The organism is Microbacterium sp. NPDC097977 (assembly GCF_040302605.1).
Lineage (GTDB): Bacteria > Actinomycetota > Actinomycetes > Actinomycetales > Microbacteriaceae > Microbacterium.
On sequence record NZ_JBEOUR010000004.1, the window covers coordinates 67,776 to 90,191 of the forward strand.

General features: G+C 69.3%; 19 protein-coding genes. 5 read left to right on the forward strand and 14 right to left on the reverse strand.

All coding sequences use genetic code 11. The features are described 5' to 3' along the window. Positions 1–49: 49 nt before the first annotated feature. The 5 genes from ABTZ43_RS02080 to truB all read right to left on the reverse strand — a co-directional run bounded on the left by ABTZ43_RS02080 (position 50) and on the right by truB (position 5,113). Positions 50–2,194, reverse strand: a complete 2,145-nt coding sequence (locus ABTZ43_RS02080; RefSeq protein ID WP_149423227.1) for a DEAD/DEAH box helicase — start codon at positions 2,192–2,194, stop codon at positions 50–52. 202 nt (positions 2,195–2,396) lie between these two features. Next, positions 2,397–3,347 carry a bifunctional riboflavin kinase/FAD synthetase gene (locus tag ABTZ43_RS02085; RefSeq protein ID WP_350537666.1) on the reverse strand — a complete coding sequence of 317 codons (951 nt, stop codon included), beginning with the start codon at positions 3,345–3,347 and terminating at the stop codon, positions 2,397–2,399. Then, positions 3,344–3,790 (reverse strand): hypothetical protein, encoded by a 447-nt coding sequence (locus ABTZ43_RS02090; RefSeq protein ID WP_350537667.1) that lies wholly within the window; start codon positions 3,788–3,790, stop codon positions 3,344–3,346. The genes ABTZ43_RS02085 and ABTZ43_RS02090 overlap by 4 nt, the downstream gene beginning before the upstream one ends. Positions 3,791–3,854: 64 nt before the next feature. After that, positions 3,855–4,223, reverse strand: coding sequence for a hypothetical protein (locus tag ABTZ43_RS02095; protein WP_056416759.1), 369 nt, complete (start codon positions 4,221–4,223; stop codon positions 3,855–3,857). Continuing rightward, positions 4,220–5,113, reverse strand: a complete 894-nt coding sequence (gene truB, locus ABTZ43_RS02100; protein WP_350537668.1) for a tRNA pseudouridine(55) synthase TruB — start codon at positions 5,111–5,113, stop codon at positions 4,220–4,222. Before truB ends, ABTZ43_RS02095 begins: the two co-directional genes overlap by 4 nt. Before the next feature lie 132 nt (positions 5,114–5,245). Here truB and ABTZ43_RS02105 point away from each other — a divergent pair, with 132 nt between their 5' ends. Beyond that, entirely contained in the window at positions 5,246–6,109 is an 864-nt protein-coding gene (locus ABTZ43_RS02105; RefSeq protein ID WP_350537681.1) for an iron-sulfur binding domain-containing protein, read from the forward strand. Between the two features lie 63 nt (positions 6,110–6,172). Here ABTZ43_RS02105 and ABTZ43_RS02110 read toward each other — a convergent pair whose 3' ends face one another. From ABTZ43_RS02110 to nusA, 5 genes are all read right to left on the reverse strand, one after another. Beyond that, entirely contained in the window at positions 6,173–8,242 is a 2,070-nt protein-coding gene (locus tag ABTZ43_RS02110) for a helix-turn-helix transcriptional regulator (protein ID WP_350537669.1), read from the reverse strand. 186 nt (positions 8,243–8,428) lie between these two features. Continuing rightward, the gene (rbfA, locus tag ABTZ43_RS02115; RefSeq protein WP_056416747.1) at positions 8,429–8,863 is read right to left on the reverse strand and encodes a 30S ribosome-binding factor RbfA; all 435 of its coding nucleotides are present in this window, start codon (positions 8,861–8,863) and stop codon (positions 8,429–8,431) included. Positions 8,864–8,958: 95 nt separating this feature from the next. Further along, positions 8,959–11,778, reverse strand: a complete 2,820-nt coding sequence (gene infB, locus ABTZ43_RS02120) for a translation initiation factor IF-2 (protein ID WP_350537670.1) — start codon at positions 11,776–11,778, stop codon at positions 8,959–8,961. Positions 11,779–11,872: 94 nt separating this feature from the next. Continuing rightward, complete coding sequence (locus ABTZ43_RS02125; protein ID WP_082539347.1) at positions 11,873–12,127, reverse strand: YlxR family protein; 255 nt, start codon at positions 12,125–12,127, stop codon at positions 11,873–11,875. A gap of 59 nt (positions 12,128–12,186) precedes the next feature. Next, positions 12,187–13,170 carry a transcription termination factor NusA gene (nusA, locus tag ABTZ43_RS02130; protein ID WP_045255356.1) on the reverse strand — a complete coding sequence of 328 codons (984 nt, stop codon included), beginning with the start codon at positions 13,168–13,170 and terminating at the stop codon, positions 12,187–12,189. 129 nt (positions 13,171–13,299) lie between these two features. On the opposite strand from nusA, the gene ABTZ43_RS02135 reads away from it, so the two are divergent. Continuing rightward, positions 13,300–14,655: a flavin monoamine oxidase family protein gene (locus ABTZ43_RS02135; RefSeq protein WP_350537671.1), complete on the forward strand. Its 1,356-nt coding sequence runs from the start codon at positions 13,300–13,302 to the stop codon at positions 14,653–14,655. Here the strand turns inward: ABTZ43_RS02135 and ABTZ43_RS02140 are convergent. Continuing rightward, a complete protein-coding gene (locus tag ABTZ43_RS02140) occupies positions 14,624–15,664 on the reverse strand; it encodes an LOG family protein (RefSeq protein ID WP_350537672.1) in 1,041 nt (346 codons plus the stop codon). The genes ABTZ43_RS02135 and ABTZ43_RS02140 overlap by 32 nt on opposite strands. A 134-nt stretch (positions 15,665–15,798) precedes the next feature. Here ABTZ43_RS02140 and ABTZ43_RS02145 point away from each other — a divergent pair, with 134 nt between their 5' ends. Further along, positions 15,799–16,302 (forward strand): pyridoxamine 5'-phosphate oxidase family protein, encoded by a 504-nt coding sequence (locus ABTZ43_RS02145; RefSeq protein WP_149423237.1) that lies wholly within the window; start codon positions 15,799–15,801, stop codon positions 16,300–16,302. A gap of 62 nt (positions 16,303–16,364) precedes the next feature. Here ABTZ43_RS02145 and ABTZ43_RS02150 read toward each other — a convergent pair whose 3' ends face one another. Together ABTZ43_RS02150 and ABTZ43_RS02155 are read right to left on the reverse strand one after the other, a co-directional pair. Further along, on the reverse strand, positions 16,365–18,122 hold the full coding sequence (locus ABTZ43_RS02150) for a proline--tRNA ligase (protein WP_350537673.1): 1,758 nt from the start codon (positions 18,120–18,122) through the stop codon (positions 16,365–16,367). Positions 18,123–18,164: 42 nt separating this feature from the next. Continuing rightward, the gene (locus ABTZ43_RS02155) at positions 18,165–18,935 is read right to left on the reverse strand and encodes an isocitrate lyase/PEP mutase family protein (protein ID WP_056416734.1); all 771 of its coding nucleotides are present in this window, start codon (positions 18,933–18,935) and stop codon (positions 18,165–18,167) included. A gap of 443 nt (positions 18,936–19,378) precedes the next feature. Here ABTZ43_RS02155 and ABTZ43_RS02160 point away from each other — a divergent pair, with 443 nt between their 5' ends. Further along, the gene (locus tag ABTZ43_RS02160; RefSeq protein WP_350537674.1) at positions 19,379–20,794 is read left to right on the forward strand and encodes an RNB domain-containing ribonuclease; all 1,416 of its coding nucleotides are present in this window, start codon (positions 19,379–19,381) and stop codon (positions 20,792–20,794) included. A 14-nt stretch (positions 20,795–20,808) separates the two neighbouring features. Next, positions 20,809–21,501 (forward strand): nucleotidyltransferase domain-containing protein, encoded by a 693-nt coding sequence (locus ABTZ43_RS02165; protein WP_350537675.1) that lies wholly within the window; start codon positions 20,809–20,811, stop codon positions 21,499–21,501. 7 nt (positions 21,502–21,508) lie between these two features. On the opposite strand, the gene ABTZ43_RS02170 is transcribed toward ABTZ43_RS02165, so the two are convergent. Continuing rightward, positions 21,509–22,375 carry a hypothetical protein gene (locus tag ABTZ43_RS02170; protein WP_350537676.1) on the reverse strand — a complete coding sequence of 289 codons (867 nt, stop codon included), beginning with the start codon at positions 22,373–22,375 and terminating at the stop codon, positions 21,509–21,511. Between the last annotated feature and the right edge of the window lie 41 nt (positions 22,376–22,416).

Here is a 22,416-nt window from a genome sequence, read left to right on the forward strand (position 1 = left end):
GGCGTCAAGAACCGTGGTTCTTGACGCCGATCTCGGAGGACTGCTTCGCTCAGGAGGTGGCGAGCGTCTCCCGGAGCAGGTGCATGAGCGCACCGAGCTGCACGGGCTCGGCCGCAGCCTGGTCCATGGCCTCGCCATCGAGTGCACGGGCGGCGAGCCCCTGCTTCTGGTCGATGAGCTCCGCGATCTTCGCGTCGATCGTGTGCGCCGCGATGATCCGCCAGGCGGTCACCGGCTCGTCCTGACCGATTCGGTGCACGCGGTCGATCGCCTGCGTCTGCTCGGCGGCCGTCCACGAGAGCTCCGCGAGCACGACGTTCGATGCGGCCTGCAGGTTGAGGCCCACACCCGCCGCGGTGAGCGAGCAGACGGCGATGCCGACTCCCGGATCGCCGTTGAAGTCATCGATCGCCTGCTGGCGCGTCGTCGTGGTCTGATCTCCACGGATCGACACCGCACGGATCCCGACAGACGCGAAGTGCGCCTCCGCCTGATCCATCACGTCGATGTGCTTCGCGAAGAACACGACCTTGCCGACCGAGCGCTGCAGCTGGGCGGCGTAGTCCGCGGCGAGATGCGCCTTGGCCTGTCCGATCCGGCGGACCATGGTGAAGACGTTGTCGCCCCCGGTTCCCGCGGCCTTGGACTCCTCGAGCTCGTTCTGCGAGACGAGACGCACGATGTCGTCGTCGATCTCCCCCGGCGCGAGCCCGCGGTCGCCGCGGGCCTCAAGGATGCGACGGTAGCGCGCGGCGAGCCGCTCGCCCAGCTCGCGCTCCGCCTGGCGGATGCTGCGCCCGAACTCGTCGTCGAGCTGCACGGGCAGATCGGCGATGAGCTTGTCCGGCAGATCGGCGGCGACGTCCTTCTTCTTCCGACGGACGATCCCCATCGAGATCACCGCTTCACGCGCCTCGGGATAGAAGGCCTTGTCGGCCGGCGTGAACCCGGTCGCGTCGAGCTTCTCCATCAGCTCCGGTCCGGGCTTCTCGCCCGTGGTCCAGCCGAGGAAGCGCCAGATCGCGTCGAAGTCCTCGACGTCGTTGATGAGCGGGGTTCCGGTGAGCGCCAGCATGAGCGGCTTTCCGCCCGGGGTGCGCTCGCGCACCCGGTTGGCGAGCGACAGCACGTTCTGCGAACGCTGCGAGCTGAGGTTCTTGATGAAGTGCGCTTCATCGACGACCATGCCCCGCAGTCCGATCGAGGCGAGCCACGACATGTGCCGGTCGAGGATCTCATAGTTCACGATGAAGATGTCGGCGAAGGCGTCGATGTCCGTTCCGTCGCCCTGGATCACCGTCGCGCGCCGCTGCGGCGTCCACCGCTCGACCTCGCGGGCCCAGTTCATCTTCACGACGTTGGGCACGACGACCAGCAGCGGGTAGGCCCCGGCGACGGAGGCGGCCAGCACCGACTGCGCGGTCTTGCCCAGGCCGGGCTCATCGGCGAGCAGGAAGCTCCGATGGCCCTCTCGCACGGCCTCGAGGAAACGGGACTGGTGCACCATGATCTCGAGCCCCTTGGGCGAGAGGTGGTCGTACTCGGGTGCGGGAGGCAGATCCATGCTGGCCGCCCCTCCCCCGGCTCCCGTCTCGAACGACTTGTACAGCGGGCCCATGAGCTCCCAGCCGTCCAGACGACGGCGGGGCGTGGTGGCCGCGCGAGGCGTGAGGTCGGGCACGAGGAACGGGTTGGCGAGCTGGCGCGCCTCGACGGACGGCGGCGTGACCTGGCGCTCGGCGATCGCCGCGGAGACGACGGGCGTCTGCACCGGAGCGACGTCCGCGATGATCAGTTCCTCGGGCGCGAGCTCCGCACCCGATTCGAGCAGCCAGTCGCGACGCATGCGCTTCGCCACGGGCGACGTCGCCTGATCCGCCTCGAGCAGCTGGATCAGCGAGGTGTCGCGCGCCGCGGTCTTCGCCAGGATCGTCGCCACGCCGTCGAGCCGCTTGAGCAGCTCCGCCCTGGCGGAATCGACGATCTCGGTGTCCGCCTTCACCCTGGCGCGCTCCTCGCGCACCAGGAAAGCGATCACCTGGAACTTGACCCGATTGGTCGGGCCGAGCTTTCCGCGCTGGGACTTCGCCTCGATCTCGCGCACCTTGCGCGCGAGGATCGGGATGAGTGGTGCCTCGTCATCGCGACGAGACGTCTTCTTGCGCCGCGATGCGGCGGTTGCCGTGGTCGGCATGCTCCTCCTGAGCGTGAAGGCCGAAGCATCCCGGGGATGCAGAGGCCGTTCTCGATGTCCGCGTGTGGCGTGAGCCAGGACCGTACGAACGGTGATTCCGGTGATCGTCGACACGACTGACGCGAGGACCGTGAACCACCGACGCCAATCCTATGCCATCACGCCGGCGGACGCGGAACATCGCAGGAGAGTCGGAATCCCGTCAGCGTGCCCCGGCGAGCACGCGCTCCGCATCGTCGACGTCGGCGGCCATCTGATCCTTGAGCTTCTCGATGCCCTCGAAGGCCACCATGCCGCGCAGACGGCTCACGAACTCCACGGTCACGTCATGACCGTAGAGATCGAGGTCCGTCTCGCCGATGACGTGGGCCTCGACCTGCCGCTCGAGCACGTCGTCGAAGGTGGGGTTGGTGCCCACCGAGATCGCGGAACGATGACGGATGCCGGTCACGTGATCGATCAGCCACCCCGCGTACACACCGTCCGCCGGCACGAAGGAGTCGACGGATGCCGAGAGGTTGGCGGTCGGGAAGCCCAGCTCTCGGCCGCGCTTGAGACCGTGCACGACCTCGCCGCGCACGTCGACGTTGCGATCGAGCACCCGCGCGGCGGCCGTCACGTCGCCGGCCATCAGCAGCTCCCGGATCCAGGTCGAGGACACACGGCGGTCGGAGCCGTCGAGGAAGACGTCGTCGACCACCTCCACCGTGAACCCGTACCGCGGCCCGAGTTCCCGCAGCAGCGCCGGCGTGCCCTCTCCACCGCGGCCGAATCGGAAATCCTCGCCCACCAGCACGGTCGAGACCCGGAGCGCATCGACGAGGATGCCGGTGACGAAGTCCTCGGCACTGCGGGAGGCGAACTCCGCGTCGAAGGTCAGCAGAAGGGTGGCGTCGAGAGCCAGCTCACCGAGCAGCTCGAGCTTGCGGTCGACCGTGACCACGTTCTCGGGGCACCGATCGGGGCGGAGCACCGCGAGCGGGTTCCGGTCGAACGTGACCGCGACGGTGCGCAGACCGGACTCGGCGGCAACCTCCGTCAGACGGCGGATGACCGCGCGGTGTCCCGCGTGCACCCCGTCGAACTTGCCGATCGCGACGGCGGAGGCGCCGAAGTCGTTCGGAATCTCGTTCGGGTCGCGGAAGACGATCACGCGCCGACCTCGACGGACGCCCGTGCCGCGGTCCTCTCGACCGGCCGGTGGGTGCGGAGCCACCAGATGCCGAACACCGGCAGGACCAGCGGGATGAACAGGTACCCGCGACCGAACATCGACCATACGGTGTCGTGCGGGAACAGATCGGGGAGGAAGATGCTCAGCGCCCCGACCACCAGCACGCCGGTGAGCTCGAACACGATCGCCACCCAGGCAACGACGTACCAGCCGCGACGGCCGGCGAGCACGAGGGCGAGCGTCGCGAGGATGTACACGGCGGCGGCGAGTGCCGAGAGCGCGTACGCCACCGGTGCCTCGTCGAACTGTCGGAAGATCTGCACGAAGCTCCGACCGGTCGCGGCCAGTGCCATCACGGCGTAGACGATCACGAGGACGCGGCCGATGCCGGTCATCCGGGAGGTGGGGACGGTGGTGCTCATAGCGCCACCCATTCTAGTTCCGGGCCGGGGCACGAGATGCGCGCCACGGCAGCGCCCCAGCGGCTCAGGCGATCTGGATCGTCCAGATGACGTGCATGCGCCACACCATGATCGCGACGGCGAGCGCGGCGACCCCGAGGATGACGGTGCTCCAGCGGCTGCGCTCCATGAGAGCCCAGAGCACGGCGCCGATCGGCAGCAGCACGGCCGAGACGAGGTAGACCCAGTATTCGAGCAGATCGCCGGTGGGAGGGTTGCCCGCGAGCGGTGCGACGATGGCGACGACCACCTGCACGATCAGCAGCAGCTCGACGAGGGCGAGAGCACCCACCGAGTAGTCGCTCGGACGCCTGCCCGCGAGCCCGGCGACGAGGCAGAAGAGACCCGCGACGACCGCGACGGCCACCTGCGCGAGAGTGAGCCACAGGATCATCGCTGCACCTCGGGCATGTTCATGACGCTCTTCAGGTCGGTGCCGCGCTTCTCGACCACGCCGACGAGGACGTCATCCTCATCGATCGCGGCAGCGAGCGCCCCGTTCAGGCGCACGGCCTGCTGTGCGAGCCGTTTGCCGTGCCGGAGGTCGCGTGCCTCGTCGCCCGACACCCGCAGGGCATCGAGCACGCGCACGGCTGCGGCCGCAGGGGTGAGCAGCGCGGACTCCGTCGCCTCCTCGATCTGCACGGCATCCGCGACGTCGAAGTCCCCGACGCGCGTGCGGCGCAGCGCCGTCAGGTGACCGCCGACGCCGAGGTCGGCACCCAGATCGCGGGCCAGCGAGCGGATGTAGGTGCCCGAGGAGCAGTCGACGACGACATCGAGGTCGAGGAAGCCCTCACCGCGGCGCTCTGCGAGGACATCGAACCGGGAGACGGTGACCTCGCGCGCCGCGAGGACGACCTCCTCGCCGTCGCGCACACGATCGTAGGCACGACGTCCGTCGACCTTGATCGCGGACACGGAGCTCGGGACCTGGGAGATGGCACCGGTGAGCGATGCGATGCCGGCGGCCACGCGCTCGGGGGTCACCGCGGCCCAGGCCTGCTCGGGGGCGCGGGTCAGGACCTCGCCGTCCGCGTCGTCGGTTCCCGTGGTCTGTCCGAGTCGGATCGTCGCCTCGTACGTCTTGTCCGCACCGACGATGAACGTCAGCAGCCGCGTGGCTCCTTCGACACCGATCACGAGCAGGCCCGTGGCCATCGGATCGAGCGTGCCGGCGTGCCCGACCTTGCGGGTGCCGAGGGCGCGCCGCGTGCGGGCGACGACATCGTGGCTGGTCAGCCCAGCGGGCTTGTCGACGAGGAGGATGCCGGGCGAGACCATCCCTCAAGCCTACGGTGCGGCAGGCTCCGCATCGGCACGGACATCGAGGGTCGTCGGGGCGGTCGCTGCCCGGCACCGTTCGCCTAGGCTGTCGAGGTGCGCTCGACTCCCCCTCCCGCCGATGCCGTGACGATGCCTCTGGCCCGGTGGTACCGCGACGCCGCACGCGACCTCCCGTGGAGACGGTCGGAGTTCCACGACGAGTTCGGCGCCTGGGGGACGCTGGTCAGCGAGTTCATGCTGCAGCAGACACCGGTGAATCGAGTGATCCCGCATCTGGAGGCATGGCTCGCCCGCTGGCCCACACCGTCGGCCCTCGCCGCGGCGACGACGGCCGAGGTCGTGCAGCAGTGGGCCAACCTCGGCTATCCCCGCCGTGCACTCTGGCTGCACCGGGCGGCCGTCGAGATCACGGAACGCCACGACGGCGTCGTGCCGCGCGACGTGGAGGCGTTGCTGAGACTGTCCGGGATCGGCGACTACACGGCACGGGCGGTCGCCGTGTTCGCCTACGCCGACCGTCACCCCGTCGTCGACACGAACACCCGCAGGGTGCTGGCCCGGGCGGTCCTCGGGCAGGCGCAGCCCGGACCTCCGTCCCGCCGAGATCTGGTGCTCATGGAAGAGCTCCTGCCGGAGGACGTCGGAGAGTCCGCCGTGTTCAACGCCGCGGCGATGGAGCTCGGCGCGACGGTGTGCACCTCGAGATCGCCCCGGTGCGAGGCCTGCCCCCTCCTCGGGGGCTGCGCCTGGGTCGCCGCAGGTCGGCCGGACACCGGCGATGCCCGGCGCCGTCAGGCGTCGTTCGAAGGCTCGGATCGGCAGGCGCGCGGGGCGGTGCTCAGAATCCTCCGCGACGCGGCTCCGGACTCGGTGCCGCTCGAATCCGTGCTGCCCGAGTGGCCGGACCCGCTGCAACGACACCGTGCCATCGACTCCCTCATCGCCGACGGGCTGGCCGAGGCCGACGGCGAGCTGATCTCTCTCCCCCGCTGAGCGCTCTCCGCCCGCTGAGCCCTCTCCGCTCGCCAGGACGCCGATCCGTGCCGAGCGAGCATGCTATCCACCGATCCGGTGGGCCAGGACCGTGAGCTCGACGCGCGTGCGCACGTCGAGCTTGCCGAAGACCCGCCCGAGGTGCACCTCGACGGTTCGCACGGACACGTGCAGCGCATCGGCGATGTCACGGTTCGACGCCCCCTCGACGGCCAGCATGGCCACCTCGAGCTCGCGGGCGGTCAGCTGCGCCTCCCACACCCGCCGCGACGAGGAGAGGGGATCCTTCGCGAGCGGCGCCGTCTCTTCGGCATCCACCCGGTCGATCCGGCTCTCCACCGCGCGAGACCAGGCGGACGCACCCGACACCTCCAGCAGATGCCGGGCGGCCGCCAGGTAGTCGCGGCCGACCGCGACCTCGCCGTCACGAATCCACCGGATGCCGATCATGGCCTCGACGCGACCGCGGGTGAACGGGGATCGGAGGGTGCGTGCCGCCTCGGAGATCGAGGCGCGCTCGGCCCGCCAGTCCTGTCCGGGCAGGTTCAGGATGCGGGAGCGAAGCCTGCGGGCGAGGGCGATCTCGGGCGGTTCGATCGGCGCGGACCGCGGCGGGTCTTCATCGCTCTCGATACTCGCCTCCTCCAGCCCCGGCACGGACAGCGCCGGCCGGGGTGCCCCGCGATCGTGCCACAGTCGCATCAGCGCGATGGCCTCGTCCTCCTCGCCGGCCAGGAAGGCCTCTATACCCCGATCCACCAGCCGATCGATCTGCTGCGGCGTCGGGAGCGCAGCCGTGAGAGCGCGGGCGAAGGGGCCGAGCGTGCCGAGCACGGCGAGGTCGAGACGGCGGGTGATCACCACGCCGAGGCCCGCGAACGGCAGTGCGACGGGCAGCGCGACAGCCGCCCTCATCATCCTGATGCGGGCCGCACCGATATCACCCCGCCACATCAGCAGCAGCACCTCGACCACCGCGCGGTAGGCGGCGACCAGCGGACTGCGCTCGAACCCGGCGACGAGCGGATCGACCTCCGCGGCCATCCCCGTATCCCAGGCGGCCAGCAGGCGGAGGCCGAGATCGAAGTCCCCCTCCATACCCGCATGAAGCGCGCCGAGGATTCCCCTCGAGAGCGGGCCCGTCCCCTGCACGTCGTCGATGTCCCTGTCGCCGAGAACCAACCACGAGAGGGCCACGACGGGGTCGCGCAGGCAGCGGTCCGCGCCCACCTTCGCGCTGCCCTCCCGCATGGCGTCGAGCCAGGCACGCATCCCCCGGCGATCACCGCGCTCGGCGCAGAAGAACGCCGCGAGCCCCGAGGCCCGCGTCCAGGAGTACCAGTCGTCGAGGTCGTCGGTCCGCGGCGTGAACGTGTGGGCGTCCAGCTCCGGCACGGCGCCCCGGACACAGGCCTGAGCGACCAGCAGACCCCCGAGACCCTGCAGGCGGTGGCGCTCGGCGGCATCGGGGTACAGCCCGACGAGCAGTCGCACGGCGTCCACAGCGTGGCCCGCGGCGATCGCCGAGACCCCGGCCACGAGCGTGGCCTCGTCGTGCTCCGCGCCGGACGTGTGGGACGCCGCCTCGCCGGCGATCTGGAACGCCCGCCCGCTCCGCCCGGCCTGCGAGAGGATGCGGGCCGTGCGAATGAGCTCGCTCGCGGCCACCGGGCTCGGGGACGTGGACGACCTCGCCGCATGCCAGTCCGCGCACACCTGCTCCCCGCGGGCCAGGAAGACACGGTGCAGACGCGCGTGCACCGCCACCGTGTGTGAGGCGGGCGTCCCGGTCTGCAGCCAGATGGCGAGCCGGGGATCGATCAGTCGGATCCTTCCGGCGTGCATCTCGATCAGCTCCCCGACCGGGCCGGACGCCAGCTCACCGGCGGTGCGCCCGTCGAACGCGAGGATCGGCTCGAGGGAGTCGCTGAAGTGCAGCGCCACCGCGAGGAGCAGATCACGATCGCGGTCGGCGAGCTGCAGGCTCTCGTAGAGCGCGTCGATCTCGGGCACCGACGGCAACGGTGACGGCAGCGCCCTGAGCCCCTGGCGCTGCGCGAAATCGAGCCTGGCCGCCATGGCCCTGACGGTCGCCGTGTCTCCCGTCACCTCCGACACGAGCCTCGCGACCACGTGCGGAGCACAACTCAGGTCGTCATCCAGCAATGCGGAGACCAGAGCCTCCAGTGAGGCGGGGTCGATCGAGACCGCCCCCCGCGCACTCGATCCGTCGATGCCGAACCCCCCGAGTCCGTACGAGCATCCGCTCGTTCAGGTGAGGGTAGCAAGCCCTCGCACTCGGAGCGGGGCAGGCACAGGTCAGGAGCGCGAGTCGTCCTCATCCGGATGCAAGTAGGGGTCAGCCTCTCCCGCGTGCGACGCCGACGACGCGAGCGCCGCGACCTCCGCGTCACGCTGCTGCGCCTCGCGGAGCAGCGCGGAGATGTGGTCGGCGTTCTCGGGCAGAGCATCCGGGATGAACTCGAGCGTCGGCACCAGTCGGGTGCTCAGCTGTCGTCCCACCTCGCTGCGCAGCATGCCCGTCGCCGATGCCAGGGCGGCACCGCTGGCGATCCGCTCCTCCTCCGTGCCGAGCACGGTGTAGAAGACGGAGGCGTGCTGCAGATCGCCGCTGACGCGGCAGTCGGTGAGGGTCACGAAGCCGAGGCGCGGGTCGCGCAGCCCCTTCTCCAGTCGCTCGGCAAGGATCACTCGGATCCGATCGGCCAGACGGGCCTGACGTTCACCAGCCATTGTTCTCTCCCTCTGCGTACCCTTCGGGCGCCCTTCGTCTCGCTGGCCCGCTGAGGAGCCGGAGCGAAGGACGCCCGAAGATATATCGAACTCGATCAGCCGCGCGGCTTCTCGACCAGTTCCGTCGTCTCGATCTCGTCGCCGATCTGGATGTCGTTGAACTTGCCGAGGCCGATACCGGCCTCGTAGTCCGTGCGCACCTCGGTGACGTCGTCCTTGAAGCGACGCAGCGACTCGATGGCGAGGCCATCGGCGATCACGACGCCATCGCGGATGACACGAGCCTTGGCGTTTCGCGTGATCGTTCCCGACCGCACGATGACACCGGCGATGTTGCCGAACTTCGAGGAGCGGAACACCTCGCGGATCTCGGCAACACCCGACTGGATCTCTTCGTACTCCGGCTTGAGCATGCCCTTGAGCGAGCTCTCGATCTCGTCGATCGCGTTGTAGATCACCGAGTAGAACCGGATGTCGACGCCCTCACGCTGAGCGCGCTCGCGCGCCTTCGTGTCGGGACGGACGTTGAAGCCCACGATGATCGCGTTGTCGATCGTCGCCAGGTTCACGTCGGACTCCGTGATCGCACCGACACCGCGGTGGATGATGCGGAGCTGCACCGAGTCGTCGACCTCGATCTTGAGCAGCGACTCCTCGAGCGCCTCGACGGCACCGGAGACGTCACCCTTGATGATGAGGTTGAGCGACTCGACCTTGCCGTCCTCGAGAGCACGGGTGAAGTCCTCGAGCGAGATGCGCTTGCGGGCCTTGGCCAGCTGCGCGTTGCGCTCGACCGCTTCACGCTTCTCAGCGATCTGACGGGCCATACGGTCTTCCTCGGTCACGATGAAGACGTCACCGGCACGAGGCACCGAGTTGAGACCCTGGACCTGCACGGGACGCGACGGGTAGGCCTCGAGGACCTGCTCGCCGTTCTCGTCGGCCATCGCACGAACTCGTCCGTACGCGGTTCCGGCGACGATGGCGTCTCCGATCCGGAGCGTTCCGGACTGGATGAGCACCGTGGCGACCGATCCGCGGCCCTTGTCGAGCTTCGCCTCGATGGCCACACCACGCGCGCCCTTGTTCGGGTTCGCGGTGAGGTCGAGACCCGCATCGGCGGTGAGCAGCACCGCGTCCAGGAGTTCCTGGATGCCGGTGTTGGCACGAGCCGACACATCGACGAACAGCACGTCTCCGCCGTACTCCTCAGCGACCAGACCGTACTCGGTCAGCTGCTGACGGACCTTGGCCGGGTTGGCGTCGGGCTTGTCGACCTTGTTCACCGCGACCACGATCGGCACATTGGCCGCCTGGGCGTGGTTGAGGGCCTCGACCGTCTGCGGCATGATGCCGTCGTCGGCCGCGACCACGAGGATCGCGAGGTCGGTCACCTGCGCACCACGGGCACGCATGGCGGTGAACGCCTCGTGACCCGGGGTGTCGATGAAGGTGATGGCCCGCTCGATGCCCTCGTGCTCCGTCCAGACCTGGTACGCACCGATGTGCTGGGTGATGCCACCCGCTTCACCGTCGATGACGTTGGTCTGACGGATCGCGTCGAGCAGTCTGGTCTTACCGTGGTCGACGTGACCCATGACGGTGACGACCGGGGGACGGATCTCGAGGTCGTCCTCGCTCTCCGCCTCCAGCTCGGCCTCGAGGTCGAGACCGAAGCCCTCGAGGAGCTCCTTGTCCTCGTCCTCGGGCGAGACCATCTGGATCTTGTAGCCGAGCTCCTCGCCGAGCACCTCGAACGTCGCCTCGTCCAGCGACTCGGTGGCCGTGGCCATCTCGCCGAGGTTGAAGAGGATCGTCACGAGGGTTCCGGGCTGGACCGTGTAGCCGGTCAGCGTCTCGATCTTGTCGGCGAAGTCCGCGATGGACGCGCCACGGCGCATGCGGATGACCTCTCCGTTACCGCGGGTGACGTTGACGCCACCGACGACCGGAGCACTCCGCATCTCGAATTCCTGCCGCTTCGCCCGCCGCGACTTGCGCTGCTTGCTCTTGCCGCCGCCCTTGCCGAAGGCACCTGCGGTACCTCCACCGGGACCACGGCCACGGCCTCCGCCGCCACCGGGACGACCTGCGAAGCCGCCGCCGGGACGTGCACCGGGGCCACCTGCACCACCGGGTCCACCGGCACCGCCGGGACGGCCGGGGCCGCCGGGACGCTGCTGGAACGGTGCACCGCCGGGACGACCACCCTGACCACCGCGCGGAGCGCCGGGACGGGGGGAACCGGGACGAGGCGCACCCGGACGCGGCGCGCCGGGACGAGGCGCCTGCGGACGCGGGATGTTGCCGGGGGTCGGGCTCGGGCGCTGGCCCATGCCCTGAGCCGACGCGAACGGGTTGTTACCCGGACGAGGGCCGGCCGGGCGCTGGCCCATGCCCTGAGCCGACGAGAACGGGTTGTTGCCGGGGCGCGGGGCGCCGGGCTTCGGCGCTCCACCATCGGCGGGCTTCGCCTCTTCGGACTTCGCCTCGGCGGGTTTCGCCTCGGCGGGTCCGGGGGTCGCCGCTGCGGGTGCAGCCTGCGGAGCCGGAGCCTCCTCGACCGGAGCAGCGGGCTGCTCGGGCGCGGGTGCCGGCTTCGGACCGGGCTTGGGGCCGGGGGTCGGGGCGCCGGGCCGTGCGGCCGCGGGCTTGGCAGCGCCGGTCTTGGCGGCACCGGGCTTGGCAGCACCGGGCTTGGCGGCACCGGGCTTCGCGGCCGACGTGGTGTCTGCGGACGGCTTCAGCGAAGCATCCGCCTCGATCGCCGCGCGCAGCTTGCGCGCCACCGGCGGTTCGATGGTCGAAGAGGGGCTCTTGACGAACTCTCCGAGTTCCTTGAGCTTTGCAAGTGCGATCTTGCTGTCGACGCCGAGTTCGGCGGCGATCTCGTGTACGCGTGGTTTACCAGCCACAATTCTCCTGTCTGAGTCGGTCCACCCAGACAGGGCAGACCACTAGTCGCGGACGGGTCTCATTTCGAGCCGTTCACTTTGTTTCCATAGCTGTTCAGCCTTTGTTTCTTGGTGGATGCTGTGCGATGTTCCGCGTGTCCAGTTCGCTGGTCACGCGCAGTGCTCTTCCGAAGGCGCGGCGCCGCAGAGCGGCTTCCATGCATTCCGGTGTCGGATGCACCCACGCGCCGCGCCCCGGCAGGACAGCACTCTCATCGAGGATGAGGATGTCGTTCTGGGACACCACCCTGAGCAGAGTGGAGCGGGGAGCACGCGTGCGACAGCCGACGCACGTTCGTACGGGTTCCATCTTACACCTGAGTTCCCGTACGACTCACGTGAGAGCCGCGAGTCGTACGTGCCGCGTGGTCAGTCGAGGACGCTGTCGGGCTGGATGTCGATCTTCGCACCGGTGAGCTTGGCGGCGAGGCGCGCGTTCTGCCCCTCCTTGCCGATCGCCAGCGAGAGCTGGTAATCCGGCACGAGTGCGCGCACGGCCTTGGTGTTCGCATCGAGGATGAACGAGCTGGTCACCTTCGCCGGCGACAGCGCGTTGGCCACGAAGGGAGCGAGCTCGGGGTCGTAGTCGACGATGTCGATCTTCTCCCCCGCGAGCTCCTCGGTGACGGCGCGGACGCGTCGCCCCATCTCGCCGATGCAGGCGCCCTTGGCGTTGATCGCGGGGTCGTTCGCCCTGACGGCGATCTTGGTGCGGTGTCCGGCCTCGCGCGCGAGGGACACGATCTCGACGAGCCCGGCGGCGATCTCGGGAACCTCGAGCGCGAACAGCTTGCGGACGAGTCCGGGGTGCGTGCGCGAGACCGTGATCTGCGGACCCTTGAGCCCCTTGGCGACGCTGGTGACGTACACGCGCAGACGCGAACCGTGCGCGTACACCTCGCCGGGGACCTGCTCCTCGGGCGGCAGGATCGCCTCGACGGCTCCGAGGTCGACGTGGATCATGCGCGGGTTCGGCCCCTGCTGCACGACGCCGGCGACGATGTCGCCTTCCTTGTCCTTGAAGTCGCCGAGCACGACGTCGTCGGCGATGTCGCGAAGACGCTGGCTGATGACCTGCTTCGCGGCGAAAGCGGCGATACGACCGAAGTCACCGGGAGTCGCATCCTCCTCGCCGATGATCGCGCCCTCGTCGTCCTTGACGACCTGCAGCACGGCGACGTGGCCGGTGCGGCGGTCGAGCTCGACGCGCACGCCCTCAGGGGTGGCGCCGTCTTCGGAGACGTGCTTGGAGTAGGCGGTCAGGATGGCCTGTTCGATGATCGAGACGAGTTCGTCGAAGGGAATCGCCTTCTCCTTCTCGATCCCACGCAGCAGACTCAGTTCGATATCCATGACAACTCCCTATTCAGCTCTCGTCGCGCGGGTGTGCACACGCGACATCCGTACCACGATACCCTGTGCCCACCGCCCGTGCCACGAGTGCGGCGCAGCGCAGCCCGGTGACACCCGCAGGAGGATCCAGTGACCACGTACGACACGATCGTGATCGGCGCCGGGATGTCGGGCGTGACCGCGGCGCGGATGCTCGCGGACGCCGGCGAGTCGGTGCTCGTGCTGGAGGGTCGCGACCGCATCGGCGGACGGATGAACACCGACCGCTCCGCGGACTTCCCCGTCGACCTCGGTGCCTCGTGGGTCCACGGGATCGACGACTCGCCGCTCTGGGAACTCGTGCAGGAGCTCGGCATCCCCAGCATCGAGTACACGGTCGGCAGCTTCCAGGCCGGCGGCCGACCGATCGAGAACTTCGACGGAGACGGTGCGCGTATGGACGCCGCCGCCACCGCGCAGTGGGTCGAGGACGTCGCCGAGGCCGATCGCCTGCTCGTCGAGGAGATCGCGGCCTCCTCTCCCGGCGACACCTACCTCGACGTCACCGAGCGCGCCCTCGACAGATCGGGCCTTGCGCCGGAGCGGATCGACGAGATCCGCGAGTTCTTCCGCCACCGGGTCGAGGAGCAGTGCGGGGCGTGGATCGGAGACCTCGACGCGCACGGTCTCGACGAGGACGAGATCGACGGCGACGAGGTGATCTTCCCCCGTGGGTACGATGAGCTCCCCCGGCGCATCGCCGCCGGCCTCGACATCCGGTTCGACCACGTCGTGACGCGCGTCGCGCGCACCGCGGACGGAGTGACCGTCACGACGGCGGAGGGCGAATTCTCGGCCCGCACCGCGCTGGTCACGGTGCCGCTCGGCGTGCTCAAGGCCGGTTCGATCGACTTCACCCCTCCGCTGCCCGATGCCGTCGCAGGCCCCGTGGAACGTCTCGGAATGGGCGTCTTCAACAAGATCTTCCTCCAGTTCCCGGTGCGCTTCTGGGACGACGACAGCTATGTGCTGCGGGCACTCGGCGAGGCGGGCGAGCACTGGCACTCCTGGTACGACGTGTCGGCCGTCAGCGGTCTGCCCACCCTCCTCACCTTCGCCGCCGGCCCGTTCGGGAAGCGGATGCAGGAACTCACCGACGACGAGATCGTCGCGGACGTGCTCGCCGCCCTGCACAGGCTGTACGGCGACGCCGTCGGAGCCCCCACGGCACGGTGGATCACCCGGTGGGGACACGACCCGTTCTCGAACGGGTCGTACTCGCATCTCGCCGTCGGGTCCTCGCACCGCGATCACGACGACCTCGCCGGCCCGGTCGACGGCGTGCTGCACTTCGCGGGCGAGGCCACCTGGGGAGACGAACCCGCCACGGTGGGGGCCGCCTACTATTCGGGGCACCGAGCCGCCGAGCGCATCCTCGGTCGGTCGGTCGACCCGGCCGCCTTCGCGGCAGGCATCAGAGCGCGGGAGCAGACTCCAGCGCGTTGATCGCGCCGATCAGACGGAACAGGTTGCCGACCTGTCGCTGGTCCAGGTGGAGCGCGAGCCTCGGCAGATGCAGCACATCGTCGTCGGAGACCTCGGGTGACCGCGGCGCGGACCGCTCGATGCGGCCGCTGATCAGCATCCCGGCGAACTGCTCGTTGAGTGCCTCGAGCTCGGCATCGGTCGGCTCTGCGCGCAGGCGGAGCACGAGCGTGTCGCCCACCCACCGCAGCGAGTCGTAGTTGCGCCAGAATCCGGCGATCACGGCGGCCGCCGACCGGACCGAGTCCGTGATGACGACGCGGTCGAAGTCACCCTCGGAGATCACCCCGGTGGGCGCGAGATCTTCATCTATGAACCGCTTGAGCCCGTTCCAGAAGGTGCCGCCCGGTTCGTCGAGCAGCACGATGGGGGTCGGCTCGGCCTTTCCCGTCTGCTGCAGAGTGAGGAGCTCGAACATCTCGTCGAGGGTGCCGAAGCCGCCGGGGAGGCAGATGAATCCGATGGATTCCTTGATCAGCATCAGCTTGCGGGTGAAGAAGTACTTCATCGCGACGACGTGATCGCTCCCCGCGACGAGGCTGTTCGCCTTCTCCTCGAACGGCAGCCGGATCGACACGCCCAGCGAGAGTGCAGGACCCGCGCCCTCGGCGGCGGCCTGCATGATGCCGGGGCCGGCGCCCGTCACGACCATCCAGCCGTCCGCGGCGAGAGCCTCGGCGACGGCTCGCGCCTGGACGTAGAGAGGATCGTCCTGCCGCGTGCGGGCGGAGCCGAAGACCGTGACCTTGGGCACTCCCTCGAAAGGGGCGAAGAGCCGGAAGGCGTCGCGCATCTCGGCCAGCGCCGCGGACGCGATCTTGAGGTCGAGCCTGTCGGTGCCATCCTCGCCCAGAAGCAGCGCGGTGCGCATCATGCGCAGGACGAGTCGTCGGTCCGTCGTGACCCCCGCCTCATCGAGCACGGTGTTGATCTCGGCACTCAGCGATTCCGGCAGCACGTCGTCGGTCATGCCTCCAGCCTGTCACACGCGACCGTCGAGACGCACGAGCCACGGACCGGGATTCGACAGCCCTCGGCGCAGCACGCGCCACGGGACCTGTCAACCCCGTGCGCGTCGGCCCGCGGTGCACCAGCATTGTCGGCATGACAGAGATCACCGGACCTGAGGCACTGGCACGAGTCACCGAGCTCGTGGAGGACATCGACTTCACGATGCTGACGACGATCGACGACGACGGCAATCTGGTCAGCCGCCCGATGTCGACCCGGCAGATGGACGAGGCCGGCGACATCTGGTTCTTCACCGCGGAGGACACCGAGAAGGTCGACGAGGTGAAGGAGCACCGCCAGGTGGGGCTCTCCTACTGCGATGCCGGCGGCATGCGCTACGTGTCGGTCGCCGGGAACGCGTCGGTCGTCCGCGACCGGGCGAAGATGGAGGAGCTCTACTCTCCGTCGCTCGACATCTGGTTCGAGGAAGGGCTCGACACCCCCGGCATCGCGCTGCTGAAGGTGACCCCCACCGTGACGGAGTTCTGGGAGCCGTCGAAGGGCAAGATCGCGTTGGCGGCCGGGATGCTCAAGGCTCTGGTCACGCGGGACACCCCCGACGACGACACCATGAACCACGGGCGCATCGTCCGCTGACCGCATCCCTTGACGCAGAACGCCGCGCGCCCCGAGGGACGCGCGGCGTTCTGCATGAGAGATCAGCGCTGCGTGAGCCGCTCCACGGCCTCGACGATCGACACGGCATCCCGGTCTCCTGTGCTGCGGTCCCACAGCTCGACCTGGCCGTCGGCGGCACCACGGCCGACGATGACGATCTTCGGGACGCCGACGAGCTCGGCGTCGCCGAACTTCACGCCGGGAGAGACCTTGGGGCGGTCGTCGTAGAGCACGTCGAGTCCGCTCGACTCGAGCTGTGCGGCGAGGTCCGCCGCCACGTCGAACGCGACCTGATCGCGGCCCGCGGCCACGACCTGCACGTCGAACGGAGAGACGGATGCGGGCCAGATGAGCCCCTTCTCGTCGTTGTTCAGCTCGGCGATGATCGCAAGGATGCGGGTCACGCCGATCCCGTAGGAGCCCATCGTGACCGTGACGAGCTTGCCGTTCTCGTTCAGCACCTTGAGACCGAGCGCCTCGGCGTACTTGCGCCCGAGCTGGAAGACGTGGCCGATCTCCATGCCGCGGGCGAGCTCCACCGGGCCCGAGCCGTCGGGTGCGGGGTCGCCCGCACGGACGTTCGCGATCTCGACGACGCCGTCGGCGAAGAAGTCCCGCCCCGCGACGACGGAGTGGGCGTGCTTCTGGTCGATGTTCGCTCCGGTGATCCACGAGGTGCCCTCGCTCACGCGCGGGTCGACGAAGTAGCGGATGCCGGTGGCCGATTCCTCGCCCAGCACGGCGCCGGTGGTCGACCAGGGGCCGATGTATCCCTTGACCAGCAGCGGGTTGTTCTCGAAGTCGTCGGCCGTGGCGGTGTCGACCTCGGCCGGCGCGAACGCGACCTCGGCGCGCTTCTGGTCGACCTCGCGGTCACCGGTGAGACCCACGACGACGAGCTCACGAGAGCCGTCGAGGTGGGTGAGCGCGAGCACGACGTTCTTGAGCGTGTGGGCCGCGGTGTACTCGCCGTCGAGATGCGCGTTGACGTGTGCGACCAGGGTCTCGATGGTCGGAGTGTCGGGCGAGTCGAAGATGACGGGCGACGCATCGGCGTCGAAGGACACCGCCTCGGGGACGGCCGTGGTGAACGCCTCGACGTTCGCGGCGTAGCCGCCGGCACTGCGCACGAACGTGTCTTCGCCCACGGGCGTCGGGTGCAGGAACTCCTCGCTGCGCGAGCCTCCCATCGCCCCCGCATCCGCCTGGACGATGACGTACTCGAGTCCGAGGCGCTGGAAGATGCGCTCGTACGCGTCTCGCTGCGCCTGATAGCTGACATCGAGGCCTTCGTCGGACGCGTCGAAGGAGTAGGCGTCCTTCATCGTGAACTCGCGCCCGCGGAGCAGGCCGGCACGGGGACGGGCCTCATCGCGGTACTTGTCCTGGATCTGATAGATCGTCAGGGGCAGGTCCTTGTACGAAGAGTAGAGGTCCTTCACCAGCAGCGTGAAGGCCTCCTCGTGCGTCGGCGCGAGCAGGTAGTCACCGCCCTTGCGGTCCTGGAGGCGGAACAGCAGGTCGCCGTACTCCTCCCAGCGACCGGTCGCCTCGTAGGACTCACGCGGCATCAGCGCGGGGAAGTGCACCTCCTGGGCACCGGCCGCGGCCATCTCCTCACGGACGACGGTCTCGATCTTGGCCTTGACCCGCAGACCGAGCGGCAGCCAGGCGAAGATCCCGGCGGCCTGCGGTCGGATGTATCCGGCGCGGATCAGCAGCTTGTGGCTCGCGACCTCTGCGCCTGCAGGGTCTTCACGGAGCGTACGGAGGAAGAAGTTCGAAAGACGAGTGACCACGGGGCAAGTCTACTGACCGCGGCCACTCGTCTTCACGGTGCGTCAGTTGAGCGCAGGGAGTCCGTTGGGGATCACGCCGCCCGCGTACAGGCTCGCCGCCAGCTCCTGGGTCGCGGTGAGCGCGACCCGCTGCGGCAGGGGTCCGTACGAGATGCGGGCGACACCGAGCTTCTCGTACTCGGAAGCCGCGAGGGTGCCGGGGAGCCCGATGACACTGAGCTTCCCCTCCCCCAGCCCCTCCACGAGCTGGCGGGTGATGGCGGCGTCGAGCATCCCCGGCACGAACACCGCCGTGGCTCCCGCGTCGAGGAACGCGCGGCCGCGCTGGATCGCGTCGGCGATGCTCTCGGCGACCGGGCGGTGGCCGGCGCGAACGAAGGCGTCCGTGCGGGCGTTGAGAGCGAACGGGACTCCCTCGGCCTCCGCCGCCTTGACGATGGCCTCGACCGCCGCGACGGACTCGTCGAAGGGCTTGAGGCGGTCCTCGATGTTGGCGCCCACGACACCTGCGCCGATCGCGAGGCGGGTCGTCTCGCCGGCGTCGCCGTATCCGTCATCGAGGTCGGCGGTCACGGGCACCGAGACGGCCGCCGCGATGCGTCCGACCATGTCGATCATGATGTCGCGGGTGATGGTGCCGTCTTCGAAACCGAACGATGCGGCGATGCCGTGCCCCGCGGTGGCGATGGCCTTCGTCTCGGGGAGTGCCGCGACGGCGCGGGCGGAGACGACGTCCCACACATTCACGACGCGGAGGATCTCCGGTGCTTCGTAGAGTCCGATCAGGGTCTGGGCTTTCGCAGCAGTGGTCATGCCCCCACGCTAACGCCCAGCATTCCGGTCGGGGCCGGACGGACACGCGAATCACAGGTTCGGGACAGTGCGCCGACGTTCATCGACTCGACTCTCGCAGCACTGTTCTGTCTGCGAGCCGTTGTCGTGTTCCGGCATGTCGATGTCCTGGACCTGGGGGCGGGTTTTCGGCCCTGATCTGGGGCAGGAATGTCGGTGGTCGGCGGTGTGATGCGGCTATGACGGCATTGAAGGACGCGACGGTGGAGCAGGTGGCCGCTGACGCACCGCACGCCCTGGCATGTCGAGAATCTCGGCGACGGCGTCTTCGCCTGGACCAGCCCGACCGGCCGGATATACGTCGACGAACCTCCGGCGCAGAACACCACGACCACCGAAGACGACACACCACCACCCTTCTGAGGGGTTCCTCCCATTCACGGCGGGCGACATAGTGTGGGGGCATGCCTCAGCGCCGATCCCACGTTGCTCCGTCCGCCGCGCAGACGGAACTCGCCACGGCGCTCGCCACGCTCAAGGAATCCCCGGACGCGCCCGCAGAATTCCCTGCCGCCGTGCTCGCCGAGGCAGCGGCGTCGGAGGCCGTGACGCCCGAACTCGACCTGCGCGACATCGCCTTCGCCACGCTCGATCCTCGCGGGTCGCGTGACCTCGATCAGGCCTTCCACCTCGAACGGCGGGGTTCCGGATACACCGTCCGCTACGCGATCGCCGATGTGCCGGGATTCGTGACGCCCGGCGGCGCGGTGGACGAGGAGGCCCGCCGTCGCGGTCAGACGTTGTACGCGGCCGACGGCACGATCCCGCTGCATCCGAAGGTACTGAGCGAGGATCGCGCCTCGCTACTGGCGGATGTGGATCGTCCCGCGCTCGTCTGGACCTTCGCCCTCGATTCGGCGGGGGTCGTCGAGGACTTCCGGCTCGAGCGCGCACTGATCCGCTCGCGCGCCCAGCTCGACTACGCCAGCACTCAGGCGTCACTCGACCGGGGCGAGGACGGACCGGCCGCACTGCTGCCGGAGATCGGAGCTCTGCGGATCACGCAGGAGAAGCTCCGCGGCGGAGCGAGCTTGAATCTTCCGGACGAAGAGGTCGTGCGCGGCGCCGACGGAACCTACTCGATCGAGCGACGGCATCCGCTCCCCGTCGAGGAATGGAACGCGCAGCTCTCCCTCATGACGGGTATGGCGGCCGCGACGTTGATGATCGACGCCGGCATCGGCATCCTGCGGACCATGCCGCAACCCGACGAGAAGGCCTTCGCCGCGTTCCGTCATCAGACCGAGGCGCTCGGCCGCCCCTGGACGACGGGCAGATACGGCGACTATCTGCGCGAGCTGGATCGCGCAGACCCCATGACCCTCCCGATCCTCGAGGCGGCGGCGTCGCTCTTCCGCGGAGCGGGGTACGTGACCTTCGACGGCTCGGTGCCGCCCGACACGGAGCAGGCGGCCATCGCCGCTCCGTACGCACACGCCACGGCACCTCTGCGTCGTCTCGTCGATCGGTGGTCGCTCGCGATCTGCCTCGCCGTGTCCGAGGGGCGTGAGGTGCCGGGCTGGGTTCGCGAGTCGCTCGCCGATCTCCCCGCCCTGATGCAGGAGTCCGGTCAACGCGCGTCCCGGCTCGATTCCGCGACGATCAACTGCGTCGAGGCCGCACTGATGACTCCCCTGGTCGGCTCCACGGTCGATGCGACCGTGATCGAGATCCGCGGCGAGCGCGCCACGGTCCAGCTCGCCGACCCCGCCGTCACCGCCTCCGCGCCGGTTCCGGACGGCGCCGTCGCCGGAGGTGTCGTACCGCTGCGAGTCGTGAGCGTCGACATCGCCGGAGGCGAGATCGAGTTCTCCGTCTGACATACGCTTGCGGCGTGGACCACCTCGCCGTCGCCGAACGATTCGTCGCCGCCCGCTACCCCGGAGCGGACATCGCCATCGTGGCGGGAAGCACCGCACGCGGCGAGCGCACCACGACGAGCGACATCGACCTGCTGCTCCTCGGAGACGAGCTCTTCGAGGCCGAGAACCAGAGGAGCGAGGCCTCGACTCATGAGTTCGAGGGCGAGATCTTCGAGGTCTTCGCGTACACACCCGCGGGTTTCGAGGAGTGGGCCGACCGAGGTGTGGCACAGCACAGGCCGGTGACCGGGCACATGCTCGTCGAAGGCACTGCGTTCCGAGACGACGGCCGTCTCGCCTCACTCCGCCGTCGCTGGCAGAGCGTCCTCGACGAGGGCCCCTCACTCAGTGCGCAGGAGTCCGCCTTCCGTCGCTACGTCATCACCGATGTGCTCGACGACCTCAGAGACGCCGCAGACCCCCTCGAGCAGCAGGTCGAGGCCGCCATCCTGTTCGAGCGGATCGCGGAGTTGATGCTGCTCAGCGAGGGACGCTGGATCGCGACGGGCAAATGGCTCCCCCGGCGGCTCCGGACGCTCAGTCGCGAGCGCGCCGACCGGCTGAGCATCCCGCTGCTCGACCGCGACTACGCCACGTTCGCCGACCGCGTCGACGACGAGCTCGATCGTGCGGGCGGCAGGGTGCAGAGCGGGTTCGTGCGCTGAACCGGGCTCAGGACGCGGGAACGGCCCTCGTCGTCATGACCAGCAGCTGCGGATCGGTCAGGTCGAGCGTCACGGAGATCGAGACGAACTCGTCGAGGGATGCCGCGTGCGTGCCGCCGCACAGGATCTCGGCCGTGCCGTCGGGAAGCTCGCACTGCCAGCTGCGCCGATCCACGATCGTCGGACCTTCTGTGACCACCCTGCTCGATGCATCCGAGTCGACCCAGTCGGCCAGCCGCGCGTTGATCGACGCCTCACGGTCCGCGAGAGTCGCGGCGAACGTCTCGGTGTCGAAGCCGGCCCTGCGCAGGCTCTTGCCCAGGCGGTACTCGTCGACGGCACCGTCCGCATGGATGCGGCTCGACTGATTGGCCTTGCCCTCGAAGTCCGGGGCACCCAGAGCATCTTCTCCCGGGTCCTTGCGCCACAGATCCGCAAGGGCGAGATCGAGCGCCAGAGACGCGAGATGGCACGCCGTGTGACCCCGGCTGAGACCGGCTCGCCTGGACGAGTCGACCGAGAGTCCCACGCGTGCGCCCTCGACCAGCCAGGACGGAACATCGCCCTCGAGCGGATGACCGACGAGCCACGTCCATCCCTCCGCGCCGCGCTTCACGGGGATGTCGGAGCCGACCGCGAACCGGCCCTCGTCCGACACCGCGGCCATCACGGCTTCCGTGACGCGCACCGCCGACCCGTCGAGCGTGATCTCGCCGCTGTCACCGGGCTGATCCGGCCACGTGTGATCGACCGGATGAAACGGTGTGGCGTCCACCATGACCACGGCGCCCGCGGATGTCGATTCGACCCGGGTGACGGTGCTCGATCCCGAGACATCGCCGCCGGCGAAGGACACGACGGTTGACGAGGGCATGGGGCTCCTTGAGATGCTCACGGGCGCCGCCCCTCGTGGGA